This is a genomic window from Kitasatospora sp. NPDC033851, from assembly GCF_055576085.1.
The window spans coordinates 317,094-342,092 of the sequence record NZ_JBVIRL010000002.1 but is presented as its reverse complement, the minus strand read 5'-3'; the positions used below and the strand labels follow the sequence as shown (position 1 = coordinate 342,092).

Below are 24,999 nucleotides of genomic sequence, written 5' to 3'. Positions count from 1 at the left end.
ACCGGAGCCTCAGGGCGTCAGAGCGAGAAGACCTCTTCGATCAGCGCCTGCTGCTCGGCGATGTGCCGCTTGGCCGAGCCGACCGCCGGGGACGAGGCCGTCGTGCGGGCGACGCGGCGCAGGCGGGAGCCGCCGGCGCTGCGGCCGATGGCGACCTGCAGGTGGTCGACCAGGTTCATCGCGATGAACGGCCAGGCACCCTGGTTGTCCGGCTCCTCCTGCGCCCAGACGAACTGGACGTTGTCGCCGTAGCGGGCCAGCTCCTCCTGGAGCTCGGCCACCGGCAGCGGGTAGAGCCGCTCGACCCGGACGATCGCGGTGTCGGTGACGCCGCGCTCGGTGCGGGCCGCCTCCAGGTCGTAGTAGAACTTGCCGGCGGTGATGACCACCTTGCGGACCTGCGCCGGGTCGACGGTGGTGTCGCCGATGACCGGGCGGAACGAGCCGGACAGGAACTCCTCGGTCGCACTCGCCGCGGCCTTCAGACGCAGCATCGACTTCGGGGTGAAGACGACCAGCGGCTTGTGGTGCGGGTTGTGCGCCTGCCAGCGCAGCAGGTGGAAGTAGTTCGACGGCAGGGTCGGCATGGCGACCGTCATGTTGTCCTGCGCGCACATCTGCAGGAAGCGCTCCGGGCGGGCGGACGAGTGGTCCGGGCCCTGGCCCTCGTAGCCGTGCGGCAGCAGCAGGGTGACGCCGGAGTGCTGGCCCCACTTCTGCTCGGCGGAGGCGATGTACTCGTCCACCATGGTCTGCGCGCCGTTGACGAAGTCGCCGAACTGCGCCTCCCACATGACCAGCGCGTTCGGGCGGGTCAGCGAGTAGCCGTACTCGAAGCCCATGGCCGCGTACTCCGACAGCAGGCTGTCGTAGACGGTGTAGCGGGCCTGGTCCTCGGTGAGGTACTGCAGCGGGGTGTAGTCCTCGCCGGTCTTGCGGTCGATCAGGACGGCGTGCCGCTGGCCGAAGGTGCCACGGCGGCTGTCCTGGCCGGCCAGGCGGACCGGGTGGCCCTCCATGAGTAGCGAGCCGATGGCGAGGGTCTCGCCCATCGCCCAGTCGATGGTGTTGTCCTCGACCGAGCCGGCGCGGCGCTGCAGCTGCGGCAGCAGACGCGGGTGGACCGTCAGCCAGTCCGGGTGGTTGACCTGGGAGGCGGCGATCCGCTTGACCATCTCCTGGGAGATGCCGGTCTGGATGGAGACCGGGAAGTCGGCGACCGGCTTGCCGGCGGTGGCGTCGGCCGGCGCCTGGGCCGCGTCGCGGACCTCGGCGAAGACCTTCTCCAGCTGGCCCTGGAAGTCCTGGAGCGCCTGCTCCGCCTCTTCCATGGTGATGTCGCCGCGACCGATCAGGCCCTCGGTGTACAGCTTGCGCACCGAGCGCTTCTTGTCGATCAGGTCGTACATCAGCGGCTGGGTGAACGACGGGTTGTCGGCCTCGTTGTGACCGCGGCGGCGGTAGCAGATGAGGTCGATCACCACGTCCTTGTGGAACTCCTGGCGGAACTCGAAGGCGAGCCGCGCGACGCGGACCACGGCCTCCGGGTCGTCGCCGTTCACGTGGAAGATCGGGGCCTCGATCATGCGGGCCACGTCGGTGCAGTACATCGAGGAGCGCGAGGACGCCGGGGCGGCGGTGAAGCCGACCTGGTTGTTCACCACGACGTGCACGGTGCCGCCGGTGCGGTAGCCGCGCAGCTGCGACATGTTCAGGGTCTCCGCGACGACGCCCTGGCCGGCGAAGGCCGCGTCGCCGTGGATCTGGATCGGCAGCACCGGGAAGGTGGTGCCGCCCTGGTCCAGGATGTCCTGCTTGGCGCGGGCGATGCCCTCGACGACCGGGTCCACGGCCTCCAGGTGGGAGGGGTTCGCGGCGAGCGAGACCTTGATGGTCTCGCCGTCCAGGCCGGTGAAGGTGCCCTCGGCGCCCAGGTGGTACTTGACGTCGCCGGAGCCGTGCATCGACTTCGGGTCGAGGTTGCCCTCGAACTCGCCGAAGATCTTGCCGTACGGCTTGCCGACGATGTTGGCCAGCACGTTCAGGCGGCCGCGGTGGGCCATCCCGATGACGGCCTCGTCGATGCGGTGCTCGGCGGCGGCGTCGATGGTCGCGTCCAGCAGCGCGATCAGCGACTCACCGCCCTCCAGCGAGAAGCGCTTCTGCCCGACGTACTTGGTCTGCAGGAAGGTCTCGAACGCCTCGGCCGAGTTCAGCCGGCGCAGGATCCGCAGCTGCTCCTCGCGCTCGGGCTTCGAGTACGGCTTCTCCAGGCGGTCCTGCAGCCACTTGCGCTGCTTCGGGTCTTGGATGTGCATGTACTCGATGCCGACGGTGCGGCAGTACGTGTTGCGCAGCAGGCCGAGGATGTCGCGGAGCTTCATCATCTTCTGGCCGCCGAAGCCGCCGACCGCGAACTCGCGCTCCAGGTCCCACAGGGTGAGGCCGTGCGTGGTGACGTCCAGGTCGGGGTGCTTGCGCTGCTTGTACTCCAGCGGGTCGGTGTCGGCCATCAGGTGACCGCGGACCCGGTAGGAGTGGATCAGCTCCATGACGCGCGCGGTCTTGTTGACCTCGTCGTCGTGGGTGGTGGCGACGTCGGTGGCCCAGCGGACCGGCTCGTACGGGATCCGCAGCGACTCGAAGATCTCGTCGTAGAAGCCGTTCTCGCCGAGCAGCAGACGGTGGATCTCGCGCAGGAACTCGCCGGACGCCGCGCCCTGGATGACGCGGTGGTCGTAGGTCGAGGTCAGCGTCATGATCTTGGAGACGCCCAGGCGGGACAGGGTCTCCGGGGCGGAGCCCTGGAACTCGGCCGGGTACTCCATGGCGCCGACGCCGACGATGGTGCCCTGGTTCTGCATCAGGCGCGGCACGGAGTGCACGGTGCCGATGCCGCCGGGGTTGGTCAGCGAGACCGTGACGCCGGTGAAGTCGTCCATGGTCAGCTTGTTGGCGCGGGCCCGGCGGACGATGTCCTCGTAGGCCTGCCAGAAGCCGAAGAAGTCGAGCGTCTCGGCCTTCTTGATGGCCGCGACGACGAGCTGGCGGTCGCCGTTCGGCTTGACCAGGTCGATGGCCAGGCCGAGGTTGACGTGCTCCGGCTTGACCAGGAAGGCCTTGCCGTCCTCCACCTTGTAGCTGTGGTTCATGCCCGGGGCGGCCTTGATGGCCTGGACCAGGGCGTAACCGATCAGGTGGGTGAAGGAGACCTTGCCACCGCGGGCGCGCTGCAGGTGGTTGTTGATGACGATGCGGTTGTCGATCAACAGCTTTGCCGGCACGGCGCGGACCGAGGTGGCGGTCGGCACCTCCAGCGAGGCGTCCATGTTGGTGGCGACGGCCTTCGCCGGGCCGCGCAGCTGGACCAGTTCGGGTCCGGCGGTGGCGGCGGGCGCGGCCGCGGCCGGGGCGGCGGCCTTCGGAGCCGGGGGCGCGGCGGGCGCGGCGGCGAGCGGGGCGGCAGCCGGCGCCGGAGCGGCCTGGGCGGCCGGTGCGGCGGGGGCGGTCGCGGCCGGAGCAGCGGCGGCGGGCGCGGGGGCAGCGGCAGGGGTCGGCGTGGGGCCGGCCTGGGTCGCGGCCTGGGTCACTGGGGTCACCTCGGTACCGGGCTTGTAGTCGGCGAAAAAGTCCCACCAGGCTCGGTCGACCGAGTTCGGGTCCTGGAGGTACTGCTGGTAGATCTCGTCGACGAGCCACTCATTGGGGCCGAAGCCTGTGGAGCTAGCCGAGCTGTTGGGGGTTTCAGGGGACTGTGGCGACACGGCGGCAACCGCCCTCTTCCGCTTCCTTTTGGGATGTTTGGACAGCGGGGATTAAGGCTACGCCCCTGACCGGTGATCGCGCAGTCCCCGGGGGCCAGGCGTCGTCCAGATCACAGTCCTGACCTGCACTTTGGCTGAAAAAGTGCGTTAGAAAGCCGTATCTGCAGGGAAGCGATCGGCCCCGAACTGCGTCTATATCCGGATGAAACCGGACAAAGACCTGCGGAAATCCTCTAACGATCTTCGTATGCGTCTGTGTCGGATCTGTGACAAATGTCCCGGCCGTCGTCCTGACGCTGCCCGGGCAGGCGGACCTCGATCCGGCAGCCGCTCGGCGACTCGGCCACCGCGATCCGTCCGCCGTGCAGCTCCACCGCCCAGCGGGCGATGGCCAGGCCCAGGCCGGTGCCGCCGTCCGCGCCCGCTCCGGACGCGGTCGCGGTGCCGCTGCGGCTGAACCGCTCGAAGACCCGGGTGCGGTCGGCCAGGGGGATGCCCGGGCCCTCGTCCTGGACCTCCAGCAGCAGGGCGCCGTCCTCGCCGCCGGGGCGCGCGCGCACCGTCACGGTGCCGCCGGGCGGCGAGTGCTTGCAGGCGTTGTCGACCAGGTTGGCGACCACCTGGTGGAGCCGTTCCGGGTCCGCCACGCCGGTCAGGCCGGCCGGACTGACCTCCAGGGCCAGCCGGACGTCCCCGCGCCGGGAGAAGGCCCCGCCCGCCGTCGCGCCGTCCACGGTGACCCCGCGCAGCACGCCGTCCAGGAACTCGCGCACCTCGAAGGGGCGGGCGTCCAGGTCGACCACGCCGCCGTCGATCTTGGAGAGGTCGAGCAGGTGGGTGACCAGGCGGCCGAGCCGCTCGGTCTGCTCCAGCGCGGCCCCCAGGGTCGCCGGATTGGGCTGGACGACGCCGTCGACCACGTTCTCCAGGACGGCGCGCAGCGCGGCGATCGGCGTGCGCAGCTCGTGCGAGACGTTGGCGACCAGCTCGCGGCGGTGCTGGTCGGCGGCCTCCAGGTCGGCGGCCATCCCGTTGAAGGCGGCCGCCAGTTCGCCGATCTCGTCGCGCGAGCTCACCTCGACCCGGCGGCTGTAGTCGCCGGAGGCCATCGCGCGGGCGGCGTCCGTCATCTCGCGCAGGGGGGCGGTCAGCCCGTGCGCGAGGAACTGCATGAAGAGCAGCGAGGCGATCATGGAGAAGACCATGATGATCCGGATCTGGGTCTCGGACCTGATCGCCACGACCACCATCCCGGTGGCCAGGAACACGGAGACGATCACGAGCAGGGCGAGTTTGCCCTTGATCGAGCGGACCGGGTCGAGCGGCCGGATGTCGGCCCAGACCCGGCGGGCGGCACGGACGGCCAGCGGCTGCGGCCGCGCGCCGTCGGATTCCCCGTTGCGTTGCTGTGGAAAGGTCATTGGTCCCTGTGGTCCCGCGTGTGTCCCCCGCGTGGTGGCACGGCGTCGATCGGGACACGGGCCCCCCGGTGGCCCGTCGCCCGAGGCTCGCCGTCAGGAGAGCGGGGCCTCCAGTGCGTACCCGACACCGTGCACGGTGCGGATCCAGCTGGCGCCGATCTTCCGGCGCAGTGCCTTGACGTGGCTGTCCACGGTGCGGGTGCCGGACGCGTCGGTCCAGTCCCAGACCTCGGCCAGCAGCTGCTCGCGGGTGAGCACCGCGCGCGGCTGGGCGGCCAGGCAGGCGAGCAGGTCGAACTCGGTCGGCGTCAGGTGGACGTCGCCCGAGGCCAGCCGGACCCGGCGCTGCACGTGGTCGATCTCCAGTTCACCGAAGCGCAGGCTGCCGAGCGCGGGTGTCCGGGCGGCCTGCTGGGCGCGCTCGACGCGGCGCAGCAGCACGTTGACCCGGGCGGCCAGTTCGCGCATCGAGAACGGCTTGGTCATGTAGTCGTCCGCACCGACGCCGAGGCCGACCAGCAGGTCCGTCTCGTCGTCGCGCGCGGTCAGCATCAGTACCGGGACCGGGCGTTGGGCCTGGATCCGGCGGCACACCTCCAGGCCGTCGAAGCCGGGCAGCATGATGTCGAGGACGACAAGGTCCGGCTGCCAGGTGTGGAAGCCGTCGACCGCGCCGGGGCCGTCGTGGGCCACGGCGACCTTGAAGCCCTCCGCACCCAGTCGGGCCGCGATCGACTCGGCGATCGTCGGCTCGTCCTCCACCACCAGCACTCTGCGTTGGCTGCTCACCGTGCCGCCGGTGTGGTTGTCCTGCTGAATTTCTGTCACGGTCACGCCACCGCCCCCAGGGCTGCGGGCCGGCCACCTGTGGGGATGGCGGGGCTCCGCTCGTAGTCTTGTTCCGTCGTGGACTGTGCCGGGTCCGCCGTCCCGTTGCGTGATCGGGAGGCGAGGACGGATTTGTCGGCCGCCCACTTCTCCCGCGCACTTCGCAGCGTACGGACAGCGGATGCTTTCCGGCAGGTGGACCGGACGTTTCCGGCCCGTGGGCCGGCCGTTCCGGCCGCCCGCGGACCCACTGCACGAGTGGGCACGGGCCGATACCTTACCCGGCGATTTTTCACTGCGTAACGGTACGTATGCAGTCGAGTTGACATCAAGTCGCCGGTCAGAGGCCCTACTGACGCGTTAATCGGGAGAAGGTCTGGACCAATGCCTGGAATCCGGCACTCCGCTGCGGCGACGGTCTTCACCGGCTTTTCCCAGGTGCCTCCCAGAACCTCGACGTACCGTGGGCACGACAACACCCGACCGGGCGGAATCCGTGGTGCGCGCCGGTACGTTGGGCACCGGGCGGGAGCCGGTGGCTGCGGGTGTGGAGCGGAGGCGGCATGGCGGGACTGCGGCAGGGTGCCGACGGGCGCGTGCCCGCGGGAGCGCCGTACGGAATGCTCCGGCACGGCCTGCGCGCCGGCGCCGTCCAATGGCTGCTGGACCGCGTTCCCACGCCCCGGCGCAACCCCTTCACGCTCGGATACCTCGCGGTCGTGGGCGCCACCACGACCTTCGCGAAATTCGCCGATCCGGAACTCGTGCAGCGACTGCAGGAAGCTTCCAGCTCGGACGGCCACAACCTGCTGCAGCACCCTTTGCGTGCCCTGGTCCTGAGTGGTTTCTGGGTGGCCGGCGAGGTGTGGATGCCCTATCTCTGGGGATTCGCGTTCACCCTCGCGCCACTGGAGCGCAAGGTCGGGTCCGCCCGGGCGGCGGCGGTCTTCGCGGTCGGCCACGTCGCGGCCACCCTGCTCTCCCAGGGCGTGGTGATCATCGCGGTGGAGACCGGGCGGATGGCGCCCGAGGTGATGGACCACCTGGACATCGGGGTCAGCTACGGCGTGCTCGCCTGCCTGGGCGCGGTGGCCGGGCTGCTCTCCTGGCGCGGGCGGCTGCTCGCGCTGGGCGGCGCCGGGCTGATGATCGCCGAGCAGATCGCCTCCGACAAGGACGTCGTCACCGCGGTGGGGCACCCGGCGGCGGTACTCACCGGGGTGGCGCTGTGGCGCTGGCTGCGCCGCACCGAGCGGCGCCCGCCCCGGCTCCGTCCGGCCGCGGCGACGGTCGGCGGCGCCGTGCCCGCGCCCGCGCGCGGCGGGGCCCCCGTGCGGGCCGTGCGCTGAGGTCCGCGCGCCGAAGTCCGCTCCGGGCTCCGCGGGCTCCGCGGGCTCCGCGGGCTCCGCGGGTTTCTCCGGGCTCTCCGTGCTTGACGCTCCCTTCGCGTGCCGAGGGTTTCCCAGGAATCACTCAGCGCTCTTTTCACGTTCTTTTGACGGCCCGCCCGCGGCCCCGTCCGCGGGCCTTCCCGGCCGGATCGTGTTCGCTCACGGCGAACGAAGTCCGGGGAACATCCGGCGCCCGCCAGGCCTTAGTCAGGTCGACTCAACTTCACTGACTGGGGAGAGATCATGGCATCGACGTCCACTCCGCTCACCCTGCCCGTGCTGCCGCTGGACGACGAGGTCGTCCTGCCGGGCATGGTCGTCCCGCTGGACCTGAAGGACACCGAGGTCCGCGCAGCGGTCGAGGCCGCCCGGGCCGCGGCCGCCGGCGGCACCAAGCCACAGGTCCTGCTGGTCCCGCGGGTGGACGGCTCGTACGCGGCGGTCGGCACGCTGGCCACCGTGGAACAGGTCGGCCGGCTGGCCGATGGCCCGGGCACGATCGGGCAGCCTGCCGCGCTGGTGCGCGCCGTGCGCCGGGTCCGGATCGGCGTCGGCACCACCGGCCCCGGCGCCGCCCTCTGGGTGGAGACCACGCCGTTCCGGGAGTCCTCGGTGGGCACCCCGGTGGCCGGCCGGGCCGCCGAGCTGGTCAAGGAGTACAAGGCGCTGTCCACCCAGTGGCTGCGCAAGCGCGGCGCCTGGCAGATCGTGGACCGGGTGGCGCAGATCGAGGGCGTCGGCGAACTCGCCGACAACATCGGCTACGCGTCCTTCGCCACCGCCGAGCAGAAGCTCAAGGTGCTGCTGGAGGCCGACCAGGTCGCCCGCCTGGAGTACGCGCTGACCCTGCTGCGCGACCACCTCGCCGAGGAGGAGGTCAACGACACCATCCGCAAGGACGTCGAGGAGGGCGTGGCCAAGCAGCAGAAGGAGTTCCTGCTCCGCCGCCAGCTGGACGCCGTCCGCAAGGAGCTGGCCGAGCTGAACGGCGAAGCGGCCGACGAGGAGGGCGACTACCGCGCCCGGGTCGAGGCCGCCGACCTGCCCGAGAAGGTCCGCGAGGCCGCGCTCAAGGAGGTCGACAAGCTGGAGCGCGCGTCCGACCAGTCCCCCGAGGGCTCCTGGATCCGCACCTGGCTGGACACCGTCCTGGAACTGCCCTGGAACGAGCGGAGCGAGGACGCCTACGACATCGCCGGCGCCCGCGCGGTGCTGGACGCCGACCACGCCGGCCTGGCCGACGTGAAGGAGCGCATCGTCGAGTACCTCGCCGTCCGCAAGCGCCGGGCAGACCAGGGGCTCGGCCTGATCGGCGGCCGCCGAGGAGGCGCGGTGCTGGCCCTGGTCGGCCCGCCCGGCGTCGGCAAGACCTCGCTCAGTTGGGTGAGCTACACTTTTGACCATGACACCAGGGGTGGTAACGGGCATGACCATTCACGCAGCAGGCTACGACCGGCAGTCTGAAGAGCGCGGCAACCGGAGTACGGCGTCACCGGCCACACAGCGCGCGTCCAACCGGGACGAGGTCAGCAAGCGGGCACAAAGGGGCGAGGACATTGTATGGGTGGGGCACTATTCTGAGAAGCCCGGAACTTCCGCATTCTCGGAAGTAGAGCGACCCGAATTCGATCGCCTGCTGGCCGACTGCCGCGCTGGTCGAGTGAATATGATTGTTGTTCTCTACGTCTCGCGCTTTTCGCGATTGGACCCCCTCGACGCCATTCCGGTAGTCACGGAATTGCTGAACCTTGGCGTCACTATCGTGAGCGTGACGGAAGGCGAATTCCGCCGGGGCAATCTGATGGACCTTATCCATCTGATTATGCGGCTCGACCAAGCGCACAACGAAAGCAAGAACAAGAGCACCGCCGTTCGTGGCGCGCATGATCTCGCGCGTAGTCTCGGCGGAATTGTCGGCAAGGCGCCTTACGGATTCGTCATGACGCCGGTTACCGTCCCAAACCCTGCCGACCGCGACCGCCCGGTAGTCATTCAGCGGCTCAAGATTGTGCGCACCGAAGCGCGGGTAGTCCGGCATGTCTGGGAAACCATCCGAGACCACAAGGACAAGCCGGTTACTCCTGTGCGGGGCAAGCCGTTCCCCGGGTCCCTTACGAACATCTGCCGCGAACTTGTGGCGAACAACGTGCCAACCCGTGGCAAGACCACTAACAAGCGCACCACCGGAAGCACGTGGGATCCCGCTACCCTCAAGCGCATTCTGCGCGACCCCCGCATTGCAGGCATGCAGGCGGAGACCATTTTCCGCGAGGACAAGAACGGAAAGAAGACCCGCAATGTTCAGGGCTACCGCATTCTCCGCAACCCGGAGACCATGCAGCCGCTCATGCTGGAATGCGGCGGGATTCTTACCCGGTCCGAGTGGGAAGAGCTGCAAGACTGGCTAGACGGCCGTGGCCGTGGCAAAGGCCAGTACCAGGGTCAAGCGCTGCTCACCGCAATGGACCGCCTTTACTGCGAGTGCGGCACCGTGATGGTTGGCCACCAGAAGTCGGCTGAGCCCCAGAAAAGCGCGTACCACTGCAAGCGCGGCATCAAGGTCATTCCCGGCAGCCACGCAGGCGCGTGCACCATCCAAATGGCTGGTGTAGACCAGTTCGTAGCCCGCCGCATCTTCGCCGTGATCAGCACAGCGGAAGACGACGATACGGCGGCGGAGATCATCGCGGAAGCCACGCGCCGGTTCGCACGGTCCGTGGAAGCCCCTGAGCGGGCTGGAGAGCGCCGTTCGCTGGTCGCCGAGAGGGCGGACATGGTGCGGACGCTGGAAGAGCTCTACGAGGATCGTGCGGCCGGTGGCTACAACGGCACCATTGGGCGCAAGGCGTTCCTCAAGGCTCAGCAAACGCTCACTACGCGGCTGGAAGGCGTCGAACACCGGCTAGGCCAACTGGAAGAGCTTGACTCGCCTTCCCTGCCCATCTGGGAGTGGCTGCCGGAAGACTTCCCAGATGTGGACCCGATCGGCCCGGGTTCCTGGTGGCACGGCGCAACTATCGCTGAGCGGCGAGACTTCGTGAAGCTATTCGTAGCCCGGGTAACGATCCACAAGGCCAGCATCCACGGCAAGACCAACCGGCCAGAAGACCGGGTGACGGTCGATTTCGTCCGACGTGCGGACGAGACGGAGGAAGACGAGGAGTAAGTAAGGGTAGCCTTACTGAGTCATGGGCGGTCACTTCGGTGGCCGCCTTTTGGCATTTCTGGGCTACAGCGCGGGGTGCGCGGGCAAGGAATTCCGAATTAACCCCCTTGGCCATGTAGATATGTAGTTTGGATAGTGATTCTGGTAATGCATATAGAACTCTATAAGGAAACCTGAAACGCACTTCCAACCTACATATCTACATCGGCCGGAACGCCCTGCGCGCTAGGAATGCGTTGCCCTCTAGTTACCAATGAGAGAGCGGGCTACCGCGCACCCCCGACATGGCAGGCGGTCTGAGTGCCTGCTTTCTAAGTTCCCGCTTGCGATCCCACGTTGACGCTCTCTCCCGTCCATGGTTCTGAGCGCAAGCGGGTATTCACGGCACGTAGCTCAATGGGAAGAGCGCCGGTCCTACAAACCGGATGTTGGGGGTTCAAGTCCCTCCGTGCCGACAAAGGGTCGCACCCTTGGCAGGTACGTGCGGTGGCCGCCGTTACGTTTCCTGTCGGTCTCGTCGTTCAATGAAAAGGACTCTCCGGGAGACGGGGCAATGCCGGTTCAAATCCGGCCGAGACTGCATGGCCGCTTAGCCCAATTGGTAGAGGCGCGCGCCTTAGGAGCGTGATGATTCCGGTTCGAGTCCGGAAGTGGCTACGGAGTTGATAGCGACCCCCGCACGGGGGCTACGGGTGGCATGCACTCCCCATCCGGCGAACTGCCCGGGTCTATCAACAACTTGACCACCCCCGAAATTTCGGGGGTGGTACGGCATGTGAGGGACGGTCAGCAGTGCCAACACCCTGCCTTGACTGTCTGGCCATGGCGACCCACCGGGGACGCTGTGCGGCCCATCATGCGGCCTTCCTGGCCCTCCCGACCATCCGGACGCGCCGGAAGCGCCGTGAGGCCATAGCGCGCGGAAACAACGCTGCCGCAAGACTCCGCTCGACCATCCGTAAGTCTGGGATGGTCCAATGCGCGAATTGCCCGTGCCGCGTGTTTCCCTCTGCCGCTGATATCGACCACATCACCCCGCTTGCCCTTGGTGGCGAAGACGTAGACGGGAACGTTCAAGTTCTCTGCCGCCCATGTCACAAGGCCAAGACGCGGGTTGATTTTGACTTTCAGACCACGCCGTTTTAGGGGGCCGCTTGAGTACCGCTTGCGCTGTTAGTGGCTGCGCCAATGCGCCTGTTGTGCAGTGGTCGCGCCGTCCTACGGACTCCGAACTAGCGGAAGCCGTCCATGCGGAACGGACGCGCCGTGATCTGGCTATTCAGCTTGCCGATCCGGCGGGACCTGCGCCTGTATTCGGCCCCATGCCTACGGCTGCCGATACGCTGGTGTCTGTGCTGTCGTGTGCCACCCATGCGATTTCCAAGGATGTGGCGCAGCACGTACATGCTTCGGCGTGTGCAGCTCCGCCGAAGTGCACTTGTACGCCGGAGTCTTTGCCGCCTCCTACTCCGCTGGTTAGCAATCCCGGCCCTACTATGCCCTCTAGTTGGTAGGCGTGCCGAAAAGGCCCTGCCTGGATTGCGGCAGGCTTACCAGTAATCCCTCACGCTGTGATGCGCACCATGCGCAATTCCTTGCTAGGCGTGGCAGTAGCACTGCCCGTGGATATGGTGCACAGTGGCGAGCAATAGCTAAGACAGTGCTAGAGCAACACCGCTCTGTGTATGGAGATTGGTGTAAGGGATATCGGGTAGCGTCGCATTTCAGCAATGATCTCACGGTAGACCACATCATCCCTAAGGCCAATGGTGGAGCTAGTACTAGGGATAATCTCCAAGTGCTCTGCCGACAGTGCAATGCCAGGAAGCGTGACCGGCCTGCCCGGTGAAGCTCGGCAGCGCTGTTCAGCCGCTTACCCCCTGCCACCTGCGCAGCTTACTTAGTGTGACTGCCAAAACGGACATTAGGGGGCATGGGGGGCGGTCGTAAGTCTACGTCGTAACGCTTCAGGGACCCGGCCCCCAGGAAACAAACACGGCTGCGAAATTATGACCGGGGGGTATAGGTGGTTGCTGGACGGCCGCCTCTACCGGCGGAGCGCAAGAGGAAGCTCGGGAACCCCGGACAGCGTCCGTTGGCCCCTGTAGGGGCTGTCACAGCCCTTCCTGAGCTGCCGTTTGATCCGCCTGCCGACCTAGGCGCGGCTGGTGTCGAGTTTATCCGGGGTGTGGTTGCTTCCACCCCATGGCTTGCCGGTACTGATCGCCCGACCGTGGAACTTGCCGCCCGGCTCGTTGACGAGTGCGCAGAAATGCAGCGCGAAATTGACGAGAATGGCCGCGTATTCATTACAGAAAAGGGCTACCCGGTCATTAACCCGATCGTCGGCGCGCTGTCCACCAACCGAAAGCAACTTCATTCCGTCCTAGCGTCACTCGGCTATACGCCTTCCGACCGAACCCGTATGGGGTTGGCCGAAGTAAAGGCGAAAAACGCGTTTGAGGAGATGCTAGCCAAGCGCGCAACCCGGGAGGGCTAATGATCGCCCCCTTGTGGCTGACGCCGGTTACGGCCGAGGAAATTGCCCGTGGCGACGGTGCCGACTTTGACCAGTTCACCCAATTTCTTCGGGTCACCAAGGATTCCGTAGGTGGCAGCGCCGGTGAGCCTATGGTTATGCGCCCGTGGCAAACGGAGATGACCGACCGCCTGTTTGCTCGGCGCGCTGACGGACTTCTCAAGCATCGACAGGCGCTCATTGGCATTCCCCGAAAGAACGGCAAGAGTGCGCTAGGCGCCGGAATCGCGCTGTACGGGCTTGCTTTCGGCCCCAAGGGTGGCGAGGTCTTTTCCTGCGCTGCCGACAAGGAACAGGCGCGAATTGTTTTCGGCGTAGCCAAGAAAATGATTGAGCTTGAGCCCCGTTTTGGCGGCCTATTCAAGCTTTACCGCGACGCAATCGAGTTCCCGTCAACGGGTTCGGTATACCGCGTGCTGTCGGCCGAGGCATTCACCAAGGAAGGTCTCAACCCGCATCTCGTCCTATTCGATGAGGTCCATGCGCAGCCTTCGCGTGAGCTATGGGACGTCATGGCCCTTGCTACCGGCGCCCGTCGTGAGCCGCTTCTAGTCGGCATTACGACCGCTGGTGTTAAGAGCGACAGCAGCGGCGGTGATTCGCTGTGCTACGGCATGTACCAGTACGGCTGTCGCATCGCTACCGGCGAGATTGAAGACCCGACGTTCTACTTTGAATGGTGGGGCGCTCCGGAGCAATCCGACCACCGCGACGAAAGCGTGTGGAGCGCCGCTAACCCCGGGTACGGCGACATTGTTTCGGCGGATGACTTCCATTCGGCAGTTCTCCGCACCCCGGAAGGGGAGTACCGCACCAAGCGGCTAAACCAGTGGGTTTCCACCGCGCAAGCGTGGTTCCCCGGCGGTGCGTGGGAATCCTGCGCTGACGAATCCGTGTCCATTCCGGACGGCGCAGAGGTGATCATCGGTTTTGACGGCAGTTTCAACAACGACAGTACAGCAATGGTGGTCGTTAGCGTTCCGTCTGAGAATCAGGCTCCACACGTTGACGTCGTGGCCGCATGGGAAAAGCCCGCAGGCACCGGCAATGACTGGACCGTCCCGGTAATCGACGTAGAAGAGGAAATCCGCAAGGCGTGCCGACGTTGGCAGGTTCGGGAGATCGCTTGCGACCCCTACCGCTGGTCGCGCACCTACCACATTCTTGAGAATGAGGGTTTGCCGATCGTGGAATTCCCACAGTCTCCCACCCGCATGGTTCCTGCCACGCAACGGTTCTTTGAAGCGGTCATGAACCGCACGATTACGCATTCTGGTGATCCCCGCCTAGCGCGGCATGTTGCCAACTGCGTAATCCGAACCGACGCGCGCGGTTCCCGCATCTCCAAGGATTCCAAGGGGAGCCCCCGGAAGATCGACCTTGCAGTTTCCGCAGTAATGGCGCTTGATCGCGCTTGCCAGGAACCCGAGAGGGACCCTGAGCCTCAATTCTGGTCTTGGGCCGACCTTTAGAAGCACCCCCGAAATTTCGGGGGTGGTGGGGGGTGGCGCGTGAAGCGCACTAGTTCGCCGCACGTCGTCCGCCGTGTGATATCCGAAGTCGCCGACGTGGCAGGTATTGGCTGCCTAGTTGGCGCCGCGTGGTCATGGCATGTGGCCGCTGGTGTTGCGCTGCTTGGCGTGGCGCTGCTGGTGGTTGGGTGGGTGATTGACCGGTGAGCCTGTTTCGACGCGCGCTAGAGAAGCGCGTTTACGCCCCCTCGGGCGCTGGTGATCCGTGGGCAATCCCCACCAATGGCAGCCTTGCCGCTGTGACCGCTTCCGGCGTGCCGGTTACGGATGACACGGCAATGCAGCTCATTGCCGTTGCTGCGTGCGTGCGCATCCTCTCTGACGCCGTGTCCGGCCTGCCGTTTGATGCGGTGCGGGCAAACGGCGTGGTGCGTCAGGTGATTGAGCCTCCGCCCGCCATCATTGCGGACCCGTTCGGCGGCGCGAATAACACGAGCTACCCGACGCGCCGTTCCGGGCTGTCGCAGGTAATGGTGTCGCTGCTGCTGCGGGGCAATGCGTACCTGCTGGTGGTTGCTCGGGATTCGGTAGGGCGGCCGTTCCGCCTACGGGTGCTTCATCCTGACCGCGTTGACTGTGAGTTCAACGACGCAGGGGAGCGGGTCTACAAGATTGACCGCAAGCCCGTGGATTCGGACGACATTATCCACCTGCTAGGCATGTGCTTTCCGGAGAGTCCGACCGGCATTAGCGTGATTTCTCACGCCCGGCAGGCGATCGGCCTTGGCCTTGCTGCTGAGGAATTCGGCGCCAAGTTCTTCGGTTCCGGCGCCCACATGACCGGCATTGTTCACGTCCCTGGTGACCTGGACAAGGAACGCGCAAGGCAGCTCAAGGAAACCTTTACTGCGTCTCACGCTGGGCTGCAAAACGCGCACACGGTCGGAATTTTGAGCGGCGGGGCCGAGTGGAAGCCCATTTCCGTCACGCCTGATGATGCCCAATTTCTCGGCACTAGGGCGGCGCAGAATCTCGACATAGCCACGCTCTTTGGAATTCCGCCGCACATGCTCGGCCAAGTGGATAAAACCACGAGCTGGGGAACCGGAATTGAGCAGCAGGGACTTGCATTTCTCGCCTACACGCTAAGCCCGTGGCTTGGCCGGATTGAGGATGCGTGGTCCGCCATGCTGCCCAAGCCGCATACGGCCAGATTCAACTGTGATGCGCTGCTAAGGACGGACGCCGCTGGTCGGTATGCCGTGTACGGCGCTGCCCGCTCCGCTGCCATTCTCACGACCAATGAGATTCGCGCGCTTGAGAACTACGGGCCCGTTGACGGCGGCGACGACATTTCTGCGCCGCTCAACTCGAATGTGAAACAAATGAAGGATACCGGCGCGTCTCCAAGCGCGCCCAAGGCTGACGCTCTGGGGGCGGTGCTGTGACAGATCTAGCAAGTAGGGCGCAGCGTCGGGGAGTTGTCGAGAATCGACAGACCGCTTTCAGGGACGTTGACCTACGCTCGACCCCCGACGGTACCGGCGGTGAGACGCTGACGTTTCGCGGTTACGCGTCCGTCACTGAGTCGCCGTACGAGATGTACGACTTCCTAGGTGACTACACCGAGGTAGTCCGGCGCGGGGCGTTCACGAAGACGCTCGCCGAGGGTGCCGATGTGCCGTTCAAGGTGAACCACGACGGCATCACCCTTGCGCGGACCAAGAGCGGCACTATGCGGCTCGCTGAGGACTCCGTAGGGCTCCACGTTGAGGCGGACCTAGACCCGCGCTCTCCGGCCGTTCAGACGCTCCGTAGCGCCATGGAACGCGGCGACCTTGACGAGATGAGTTTTGGTTTCCGTGTGGTCCGTCAGGAGTGGTCCCCGGACTACACGCAGCGCGACATTACCGAAGTCAACCTGAGCAAGGGTGACGTTTCGGTTGTGAACTACGGCGCTAATCCCGCTACGGGCGGTCTGACGAGCCTTCGCGGGCTCGACCTTGACCAGCTTCGGGGTATCCCGCCGGACCGTCTTCGTGAGCTGATTGCCAGCCTTGAGCAGCCCGCTGAAGACCACGCGGCCCGTGCTGCGGACCTATCGCTGTACAGTGCTCGACTTCGAGCGCTCAACGTGTGACCACCGCCCAAATTTAGGCGGTGCTGCCCGCCCGGCATCACGCCGGAGCCTACGCCGGACCCTTAGCAACACGGGGCACCACCTAGGCCACCACCTGACGTGGTGGGCATCTGTGACCATTCCAGATACCTAGGAGTATGCGTGTCCAAGCGTGACATGATTTCTGATCTAATCGCCAAGCGGGCCGAGAAGAACGCCGAGCTGACCAAGCTTATTGACGGCGCTAAGGCTGAGTCCCGCTCGCTGACCGACACTGAGTCCGGCGCATTCGACGCTGCCGAGGCTGAGATTCGCGCCATTGACGCGCGGGTTGCTGAGCTTGACGAGCAGATTCGGGCCGATGCGGCTGCCGCCGAGATGCAGAAGCGCTATGCGCCGACCGGCGTAAAGGTTTCCAGCGAGCCGGAGATTTACCGATCCGGTCTTAATGGCCGATCCTACTTCCGCGACCTTCACCTAGCCCGGAACAAGGGCGACCATGCGGCCATTGACCGTCTTGCCCGCAATGACCGGGGCCGCGCTGCCGACCCTGAGTTCCGAGCGATCAGCACCGTAAATGGGGCTGGTGGTGAGTTTGTTCCTCCGAAGTGGCTGGAAGAGAATTTCGTCCGCCTTGCTCGACCGGGCCGCATTACCGCAAACCTCACCCCGTCGTTCCCGCTTCCGCCCGGTACCGACTCGCTGAACGTTCCGAAGATCAATACCGGTACGGCCGTTGGTGTGCAGGGGACGCAGAACACCGCTGTCCAGCAGACTGACCTAACGACCAACAGCATTTCTAGCGGCATCACCACCATTGCCGGTGGCCAGACGGTTTCGCTACAGCTTATTGAGCAGTCTCCGCTAAACGTTGACGACATTGTCCTAGGTGACCTGGCCGCCGCGTACGCTGTGCAGCTCAACACCCTTGTTCTGTCGGGTTCCGGTGCAGCGGGTCAGCCGACTGGCGTGCTGACGCTGGCTGGTACCAACGCGGTTACGTTCACTTCCGGTTCGCCGACTCTCGCGCTGCTGTACAGCAAGCTAGCGGGTGCGATTCAGCAGATCCACACCAAGCGATACCTTCCGCCGGACACCATCGTTATGCACCCGTCGCGGTGGGCGTGGTGCGTGGCTCAGCTTGACAGCCAGAACCGACCGCTAGTTGTTCCGGCGGCTGCCAACCCCATGAACGCAGTTGGCAACATGGGCGAGCAGGCTTCACAGGGTTTTGTGGGCCACATCATGGGGCTTCCGGTTTACGTCGATGCGACCATTCCGACCAACGGCGGCGTCGGCACCAACCAGGACACCATCATTGTCGCGCGTCTGGCGGATCTCATGCTGTGGGAGGGCAACGTCAAGGCCGAGGCATTTGCCCAGACGTACGCCAACCAGATGTCCGTGTTCATTCGCCTGTACAACTACATGTCGTTCCAGGCGGGACGCTACCCGGCGTCCATCTCGACCATTACCGGTACCGGTCTGGTTGCCCCCACGTTCTAATCCGTAGTTGGGCCGGGCCTCGATTTAGGGGCCCGGCCTGGCCCGGCTCAGCCTTAGGGGGTTGGCGTGGCACAGATCATGTATTACCAGGGTCAGGATGTCGGTATAACCGCGACCGCCCTAGACGACACGGGAAATCCCGCTACGGGGTCTCTGACGGTCGTTCTCACGGTCACCGACCCCAACGGCGTGGTGACCCATCCCACGGCCGCTACGGGCCCTTCGGGTGCTCTCTCGGCGGTCGTCCCGTCCGTGGCTGTGACGGGTATCTGGCTGTACCGATGGACGGCTACCGGCACGGGCGTGGCGTGGGCTTACGAAGACCAATTCACGGTCCGCCCGACCGGCGTAGAACAGCTAGTCGACCTGATATCAGTTAAGAAGCATCTCAACCTTTCGCTGAACGACTCCCGGCAGGATGACGAGCTACAGGGCTTCGTTCTCGCTGCCGCTGATCTTGCGCGCGACCATTGCGGACCGTTCATCCCCGAGACTCATACGCAGTACTTCAACGGGGGAGTGCCCACCATTTCCCCCGATTGGCTTCCGCTTGCCAAGGTGCTGAGCTGCACGGAGTACTACGGGCTTTCCGGGTACGCGCTGACCGAAGAGCCGCTAGGCGCACAGACAGATGCTTTTGCGTTCACCGTCGACTACTCCACCGGCACTCTCACGCGGCGGGCGTTTGGCGGTGAGGCTGCCACGTTCGCGTTCGGTACTCAAAACATCAAAGTCGTCTACACGGCGGGCCGTTCGGGAGTTGTTCCCTACACCGTGCGCCTAGGCGTACTTGAGCTTGTCCGGCATCTTTGGCAGCAGACGCAGCAAGGCGGGCGCCCCAAGTTTGGCGGTGCGGGACTGGACGTGGATTCCACCGGCGTCCCCCTCGGCTTTGCGCTGCCCACCCGCGTGGTTGAGCTATGGGCGCCCTATCGACGTCCGCCCGGGATTGCCTAATGACCATTCCTACGTCTTCCGCGCCGGTTGTGCGGCAATGGTTCTACGACACGCTAACGGCCCAGCTGACGCCCGACCCGAACAGCACCACGTCAAGTCTGCTGGTGTGCTTCGATGAGCCGGGCCCCGGTCAGCCGGACGACATTGTCTCAATCGGCAAGACCACCAGTCAGCTTGGCGTTATGGCGCTGGTTGGTGGTGGTGGCGCAGGCTGGCTAGATGAGCGGTACACCGTGGAAATCACCGTCGACGTGTACCGAGGCGGTGACGGGGCCCAAGGGGCGTACGTGCGCTGTAGCACCCTCTGCGATGCCGTAATTGCCGCCGTTCGCACCGACCCGTCACTAGGTGGCCGGGTGATTGAAGCCCGCCCGCACTCCGTCGCTATTGACGTCGAGGAAGACGCCAACCACCTAGGCAGACGCGCGACAGGGCTTGTCGAAATCGAGTGTTTCCAGCGCATCTAGCACCCCCGAAATTTCGGGGGTGGTTTGGAGAATCCCCGTGCCCCTTTGTGCCTATATGGGCAAGGCTGATCGATACTACCCGACGCTTGGCATTCATGCGCTGCCGGGTCTGGTCATTGAGCTAGCCGAAGTGCCCGCAGATGGCCGTTGGGAAGAGGCGCCCAACGCAACCCCCACCGTTCCCGAACCACTACCGCTAGAGGGGTAATACATGGGTATTCGGCCTACAGCTCAGACCGTAATGGGCATCGCCAAGGAGGCTGTTTTTGGTACTCCCGTGGCGGCTACTGCCTTCCTGCCGATCAGTCCTCCCACGCCTAAGGACGTCGTCAAGATGTCGCAGGACAAGGGACTGCGCGGCTCTATGACCGACACTTACGGCGAGATTCAGACGGTCAAGCACTCGACCTTTGATTTCGGCGGCGACGTCTTCCCGGATACGTTCGGCTTCCTGCTGACCGGCATTCTCGGCGACCTGACTACCACTGGCGCAAGCGCCCCGTACACGCACGCTGTTGCGCTGCTGAACACTGGTGATGGGCAGCCCCCGAGCTACACGATTACCGACAACTACAGCGTCAATGCCCGACAGTACCCGGGTGCGAAGTTCAGTGACGTGGATATCAAGTTTTCGGCGGAAGGGCTGCTGACCTACACCGCCAAGACTGTTGCGCTTCCGTCGGTTACGGCGTCCGCCCCTACTCCGTCCTACACCAGCGTTCAGCCCCTGGCAAGCTGGATTGGTGCCGTGACCATCGGTGGCACCGCAATGATGAATGTGCTTGACGGCAATATCACCATTAAGCGCCCGGTGTCTGTCGTTGACACCGTGGACGGCACGCAGGCGCCGCACGCGCTGTGGTCGGGCCCGGTCACCGTTTCCGGCAAGCTCACGCTAGTCATGGAAGACGAGACGCAGCTGACCAACTACCTGAACAACACTCAGCCTTCCCTTGACGTGAATTTCCAGACCGGAACCGGCGCAGGACTTCAACAGGTAAAGCTACACATGTCGCAGGTTGCCTACCAGAATGCCGACATCTCGCGCGGCAAGGATTTTGTCGAACTGCCCATCTCTTTCACGGCGATTGCCAACACGACCGACATTGGCGCTTCGGCCGGGTATTCCCCGATCAAGGCGACCCTTCAGAACGCGATGATTGCGGGGACTTACAAGTAATGAGCCAGCACCTAACCCTACCCTCGGGCGCTACCGCTGATCTGCGAGACGTCGTGGACGTGACCGAGCGACAGCGGCGACCGATCAAGCGAATTCAGGCGCAGCTAGCGGCTATGCCCGCATTCGTGGCGGCTGTCAAGGAAGCTGAGGCAGCGCAGAACGTTGCCGGTGGCGAGCTGACCCCGGATCAGCAGCTAGCCATTGCGGGCGGCATGGGTGAGGCGTTCGACCTCCTAGAGGATCTGAACGATCATCTCATTGGCGCTGTGGTTCGCGGCTGGTCGTATCCCTTCCCGGTCACTTCGGATGCCGCGCAGGATCTTCCCGGACGAGACCTTGACGCGCTGCGAGAGGCTTGCGCGCCGTTCCTCAAGGAACTGATGCCCAACTTTGAGCCGACCACCGACCCGAATTCCCCTACCGTGCCCTCCGTCGCCTAAGCCAGCGACTAGAGGGGACATTTGATCATCCAGCCGAACGGCTGCCCGTTGAGGAATACCGGACGTGGCGACTCTGCACCCTGTTGCACTGTCGCCCGTCCGATCTTGACGACCAATCGGCCATCGAGCTGGATTGGCTACTGGCCGTAGATGATGCGGTCGCATTGGCGCGGAAGAACAAGGAAGAGGCGGCGCAGAATGGCTGACTTCCTAGGCGGAGTTGCGCATAGCACGGAGCTTGCGCGCACCGAACTGACTGCCATGCAAAAGCGGGTCGATAGAGCGACCATTGCCGCCGTGAAGCGCGTGCAGACTATGACCAAGACATCAGTCAAGGGTCAGATGCGCGGGCGCCCCCGCTGGAATCACCGGGGAAAGTCAGCGCGCACCGGACCGGGCGTCACGCTGCCGGAACTGCCGCGCAATAGCCCCCGTTCGGGCGGCCCCGGCAAGCTGACCGGCGAACTGTACAAGTCGATTAAGCAGAGCAAAAGGCCGCGCAAGCTGGTAGACGGCTACAGCGGTGTTGTGTGGTCCGGCGGTGTCGGCACACCAACGAATCTGTACAAGGCCAAGGTGGAAAAGATCGCGCCGTACTTCAAGCCCGGCGTCGACAAGGCCACGCCGAAGTTGCCCGCCGTATGGGAAGTCGCTTGGGGCAAGGCAATCAACAAGTAGCACCCCCGAAATTTCGGGGGTGGTAGGCAGAGGGGGGTAGCGCGTTGGGAAATCTGCCTCCCGTGTTTATCGAGTTCATCGGCAACTATTCGAGCCTCAAGCAGACCGTTGCGGGCGTCAAGACTCAGCTTGCCGAAGTCGAGTCCGTGGGTGGCGGCAACGTGGCCAGACTTGGCGCTGTTAGCCAGGCTGCCCTATTGGGTATTGGCGTTGCCGCCGCCGCTGCTGCGGTAAAGACCGTACACATGGCGGCGGATTTTCAAACGCAAATGACCCGCGTGCAGACCGGTGCCGGTGAGGCCGCCGGAAATATGCGGATGGTCGGCGACGGCGTGCTAGCCATGGCTGGGCAGGTGGGGCAGTCCACCGAACAGCTAACCAGCGGGCTCTACACCGTCGAGAGCGCCGGATATCACGGCGCAGACGCGCTAAACGTGCTCAAGGTGGCCGCTCAGGGCGCCAAGGTTGGTGCGGCCGATCTAGCCCCCGTTACGGACGCCGTTACCACCGCGCTGAACGCCTACTCGCTGAAAGCGAGCGACGCAACCGGTGTAATGAACGCGCTAGTTGCCACAGAAGCGGCCGGAAAGACGAACATGGAAGCCCTTGCAGGTTCCATGGCATCAATTCTTCCGGTTGCCAGCGCCGCCCACGTGGGCCTAAATGAGGTTTTGGGCGCAATGGCCACCATGACCGCTCAGGGCACCAGCGCGGACGTTGCAGCCACCTACCTACGGCAGACCATTGGGCAGCTGTCTAATCCTTCAGCAAAGGCCGCTTCGGAGATGCGCGGGCTTGGTCTCGACGCCACGCAGGTTGCAATGAACCTGGGTAAGAACGGTCTTGCGTCGACCCTGACAGAGCTAACTGACGCCATTCAGAACAAAATGGGTCCGGCCGGAACGGTCGTAATCGAGACTCTGCGCAAGGCATCCGCGAACACGAATGAATACGAAAAGGCGCTAGCGAACCTCAAGCCGAGTGAGCAAAGCTACATTGGCGCGCTGGCCACCATGGTGGGTGGCACCAAAAGCATGATGGGCGCTTTGCAGCTAACCGGCCCGCATGTGCAGACCTTCCAAGACAACGTCAAGGGCATTGCCGAGCACGTCAAGGACGGCGGCAACCAGGTTGAGGGTTGGAAGGAAGTTCAGGCGACTTTCAACCAGAAGTTGGCCGAAGCCAAGGGAAGTCTTGAAGCCGTAGGCATCGAGATTGGGCAAAAGCTCCTGCCGGTCGCGACAAAGATGATCGGCATTTTCGCTCAGGGTGTCACATGGCTAACGAAGCACAAGACCGTTGCCATGGCGCTTGGTGCCGCTATCGGCGGAATCCTGGTAATCGGCATTGCCGCCGCCACCGTGGCAGTGTGGAACTTCACAGCCGCACTGCTGGCCAACCCCATGGTGTGGATCGTGGTCGGGATCATGGCGCTAATCGCGGCTGTAGTGCTGCTAGTGATGCACTGGCGTGAGGCTTGGAAATGGGTCACAGATATCGCCAACGACGTTGGGGGTCGGGTTGTAAGTGCCTGGCACTGGGTAGCCGACGAAACGTCTAGCGTCTGGAACAACGACATTGTGCAGCCGGTTCTAGGCGCATGGCACGCCGTCGAACGCTTCTTTTCTTCTTCTTGGCATGCTGCCGCTGACAGCGTTACGGGTGCCTGGCGGTGGGTTGGGCGCGAGTCGTCTTCGATCTGGAACAACGACATTGTCTCGCCGGTGCTTGGCGCTTGGCGGGCAATTGAGCGGTTCTTTTCCGCAGCCTGGCACGCGGTTGCTGATCCGATCGTTGCGGCCTGGCGGTGGGTGGCGTCCGTAACCTCAACCATTTGGGGCGGAATCTCCGCCTTCTTTGCTAAATGGTGGCCGCTGCTACTCATCATTTTCCTTCCGGTAGTGGCCATACTGATTGCCACATGGAACCACTGCCACAAGGCCATTGAAAGTACGGCGCGGGCAGTTTGGGGCGCCATTTCCGCATTCTTTGTGGGTGCCTGGAATGCGATATCTGACACAGCCTTGTTTGCTTGGGCTTTGATCGCTAGCTACATAATCGCGCCAACAGAGGAAGCCTGGGACTGGCTTGTCAGCCTTTGGAATGGTGCCGTTCAATGGCTGGCATCAATCTGGAAGGAGATTTCTGGCGACGCTTCCGCCTCCTGGTCGTGGATCGGCAATGAGGCCGATGCGGCTTGGAAGCTTGTGGCGGACTATGTCATTCACCCGGCCGAGGAAGCGTGGGCGTACCTACAGCATCTTTGGGAGTCGGCGAGTAGCTGGCTTGCCGGGGTCTGGCGCTGGATTGGGCAAGTGGCCGCCGAAGGGTGGGGGCTGGTCAAGCAATACATTGTCCAGCCGATCCAAGATGCCTGGAACTATGTTGCCAATTTCGCTTCAAGCATCGGAACAGCACTATGGAACGGCCTCGTTGCCGCCTGGCATCAAATTGAGAATGTCGGGTCGTGGTTTGAGGGTATCGGCACAGGCATTGTGAACGGAATTATCAGTGGCGTTTCAAAGGCCGGTTCCTACCTCTTCAAGTCGCTAAAGAATCTGGCGAATGACGCGCTGAATGCGGCCAAGGATTTTCTAGGCATTAACTCTCCCAGTCGAGTTTTTGCGGCGGAAGTTGGTCAATGGATTCCGCACGGCGTTGCTGACGGTGTCGACGCGCATGCGCACGTTGCAACGCGGGCCGTGGCCAAAATGGCGAGCGGAACGCTCGGTCAGTTCGCAAGCGTCGGGGGGGCTGAGCCCGCCTTCGCTGGCGGCTCTACCGGCGCGGCAATGAGCAGCACGGGCGGGCCGGTCACAGTCGTAAACGTCACGGTCACCGGCTCGGTCACTGCCGATCGGGACCTAGCCAGCACGATTCAGCGAGTCATGGCGCAGAACGGCGCGCGCAACTCGACCACCTACACGCCCTTCCGGCGCTAACAGGGTGACCACCCCCGAAATTTCGGGGGTGGTCCCCATGGGAGACACTATGGCTCTAAACCCCAACTGGCCTACGTTTGAGCATGCTTGGGGCCCCGGCTGGTCTGCGGGTGGTGGCCTTATGCCGCA

The 24,999-nt window shown here is 64.6% G+C and carries 18 protein-coding genes, 2 tRNA genes and 1 pseudogene; 18 read left to right on the top strand and 3 right to left on the bottom strand.

Going from position 1 to position 24,999, the window contains the following annotated elements; all coding sequences use genetic code 11:
- Positions 1-17: 17 nt before the first annotated feature.
- The 3 genes from ACZ51D_RS04715 to ACZ51D_RS04705 all read right to left on the bottom strand — a co-directional run bounded on the left by ACZ51D_RS04715 (position 18) and on the right by ACZ51D_RS04705 (position 6,013).
- On the bottom strand, positions 18-3,764 hold the full coding sequence (locus ACZ51D_RS04715; protein WP_465617588.1) for a multifunctional oxoglutarate decarboxylase/oxoglutarate dehydrogenase thiamine pyrophosphate-binding subunit/dihydrolipoyllysine-residue succinyltransferase subunit: 3,747 nt from the start codon (positions 3,762-3,764) through the stop codon (positions 18-20).
- A gap of 233 nt (positions 3,765-3,997) precedes the next feature.
- Positions 3,998-5,185 (bottom strand): sensor histidine kinase, encoded by a 1,188-nt coding sequence (locus tag ACZ51D_RS04710; RefSeq protein ID WP_360498556.1) that lies wholly within the window; start codon positions 5,183-5,185, stop codon positions 3,998-4,000.
- A 93-nt stretch (positions 5,186-5,278) separates the two neighbouring features.
- Positions 5,279-6,013, bottom strand: a complete 735-nt coding sequence (locus ACZ51D_RS04705; protein WP_360498557.1) for a response regulator transcription factor — start codon at positions 6,011-6,013, stop codon at positions 5,279-5,281.
- A 563-nt stretch (positions 6,014-6,576) separates the two neighbouring features.
- On the opposite strand from ACZ51D_RS04705, the gene ACZ51D_RS04700 reads away from it, so the two are divergent.
- The 18 genes and pseudogenes from ACZ51D_RS04700 (at position 6,577) to ACZ51D_RS04615 (ending at position 24,870) form a co-directional block, all read left to right on the top strand.
- A complete protein-coding gene (locus ACZ51D_RS04700; RefSeq protein ID WP_465617590.1) occupies positions 6,577-7,362 on the top strand; it encodes a rhomboid-like protein in 786 nt (261 codons plus the stop codon).
- A 285-nt stretch (positions 7,363-7,647) separates the two neighbouring features.
- Positions 7,648-8,781 (top strand): annotated as a pseudogene (locus ACZ51D_RS04695) (LON peptidase substrate-binding domain-containing protein); the annotation flags it as partial.
- A 49-nt stretch (positions 8,782-8,830) separates the two neighbouring features.
- On the top strand, positions 8,831-10,570 hold the full coding sequence (locus tag ACZ51D_RS04690) for a recombinase family protein (RefSeq protein WP_465661219.1): 1,740 nt from the start codon (positions 8,831-8,833) through the stop codon (positions 10,568-10,570).
- Positions 10,571-10,952: 382 nt separating this feature from the next.
- Positions 10,953-11,025, top strand: a tRNA-Val gene (locus ACZ51D_RS04685).
- 128 nt (positions 11,026-11,153) lie between these two features.
- A tRNA-Leu gene (locus ACZ51D_RS04680) sits at positions 11,154-11,227 on the top strand.
- Between the two features lie 165 nt (positions 11,228-11,392).
- On the top strand, positions 11,393-11,716 hold the full coding sequence (locus ACZ51D_RS04675) for an HNH endonuclease signature motif containing protein (protein WP_465661218.1): 324 nt from the start codon (positions 11,393-11,395) through the stop codon (positions 11,714-11,716).
- Positions 11,717-12,086: 370 nt separating this feature from the next.
- On the top strand, positions 12,087-12,419 hold the full coding sequence (locus ACZ51D_RS04670) for an HNH endonuclease (protein WP_465661216.1): 333 nt from the start codon (positions 12,087-12,089) through the stop codon (positions 12,417-12,419).
- 177 nt (positions 12,420-12,596) lie between these two features.
- Complete coding sequence (locus ACZ51D_RS04665) at positions 12,597-13,070, top strand: P27 family phage terminase small subunit (RefSeq protein ID WP_465661215.1); 474 nt, start codon at positions 12,597-12,599, stop codon at positions 13,068-13,070.
- Entirely contained in the window at positions 13,070-14,581 is a 1,512-nt protein-coding gene (locus ACZ51D_RS04660; protein WP_465661213.1) for a terminase TerL endonuclease subunit, read from the top strand. The genes ACZ51D_RS04665 and ACZ51D_RS04660 overlap by 1 nt, the downstream gene beginning before the upstream one ends.
- Before the next feature lie 299 nt (positions 14,582-14,880).
- Complete coding sequence (locus tag ACZ51D_RS04655; RefSeq protein WP_465661212.1) at positions 14,881-16,029, top strand: phage portal protein; 1,149 nt, start codon at positions 14,881-14,883, stop codon at positions 16,027-16,029.
- A complete protein-coding gene (locus ACZ51D_RS04650; RefSeq protein ID WP_465661210.1) occupies positions 16,026-16,721 on the top strand; it encodes an HK97 family phage prohead protease in 696 nt (231 codons plus the stop codon). Before ACZ51D_RS04655 ends, ACZ51D_RS04650 begins: the two co-directional genes overlap by 4 nt.
- A gap of 141 nt (positions 16,722-16,862) precedes the next feature.
- Complete coding sequence (locus ACZ51D_RS04645; RefSeq protein ID WP_465661209.1) at positions 16,863-18,206, top strand: phage major capsid protein; 1,344 nt, start codon at positions 16,863-16,865, stop codon at positions 18,204-18,206.
- A 66-nt stretch (positions 18,207-18,272) separates the two neighbouring features.
- Positions 18,273-19,163, top strand: coding sequence for a hypothetical protein (locus ACZ51D_RS04640; protein WP_465661207.1), 891 nt, complete (start codon positions 18,273-18,275; stop codon positions 19,161-19,163).
- Positions 19,163-19,630, top strand: a complete 468-nt coding sequence (locus tag ACZ51D_RS04635) for a hypothetical protein (protein ID WP_465661205.1) — start codon at positions 19,163-19,165, stop codon at positions 19,628-19,630. The genes ACZ51D_RS04640 and ACZ51D_RS04635 overlap by 1 nt, the downstream gene beginning before the upstream one ends.
- A 211-nt stretch (positions 19,631-19,841) precedes the next feature.
- Positions 19,842-20,810 (top strand): phage tail tube protein, encoded by a 969-nt coding sequence (locus ACZ51D_RS04630; RefSeq protein ID WP_465661203.1) that lies wholly within the window; start codon positions 19,842-19,844, stop codon positions 20,808-20,810.
- A 53-nt stretch (positions 20,811-20,863) separates the two neighbouring features.
- Complete coding sequence (locus tag ACZ51D_RS04625) at positions 20,864-21,250, top strand: hypothetical protein (protein WP_465661202.1); 387 nt, start codon at positions 20,864-20,866, stop codon at positions 21,248-21,250.
- Positions 21,251-21,448: 198 nt separating this feature from the next.
- Positions 21,449-21,928 carry a hypothetical protein gene (locus tag ACZ51D_RS04620; RefSeq protein ID WP_465661200.1) on the top strand — a complete coding sequence of 160 codons (480 nt, stop codon included), beginning with the start codon at positions 21,449-21,451 and terminating at the stop codon, positions 21,926-21,928.
- A gap of 44 nt (positions 21,929-21,972) precedes the next feature.
- On the top strand, positions 21,973-24,870 hold the full coding sequence (locus ACZ51D_RS04615; RefSeq protein WP_465661198.1) for a phage tail tape measure protein: 2,898 nt from the start codon (positions 21,973-21,975) through the stop codon (positions 24,868-24,870).
- Positions 24,871-24,999: the final 129 nt, after the last annotated feature.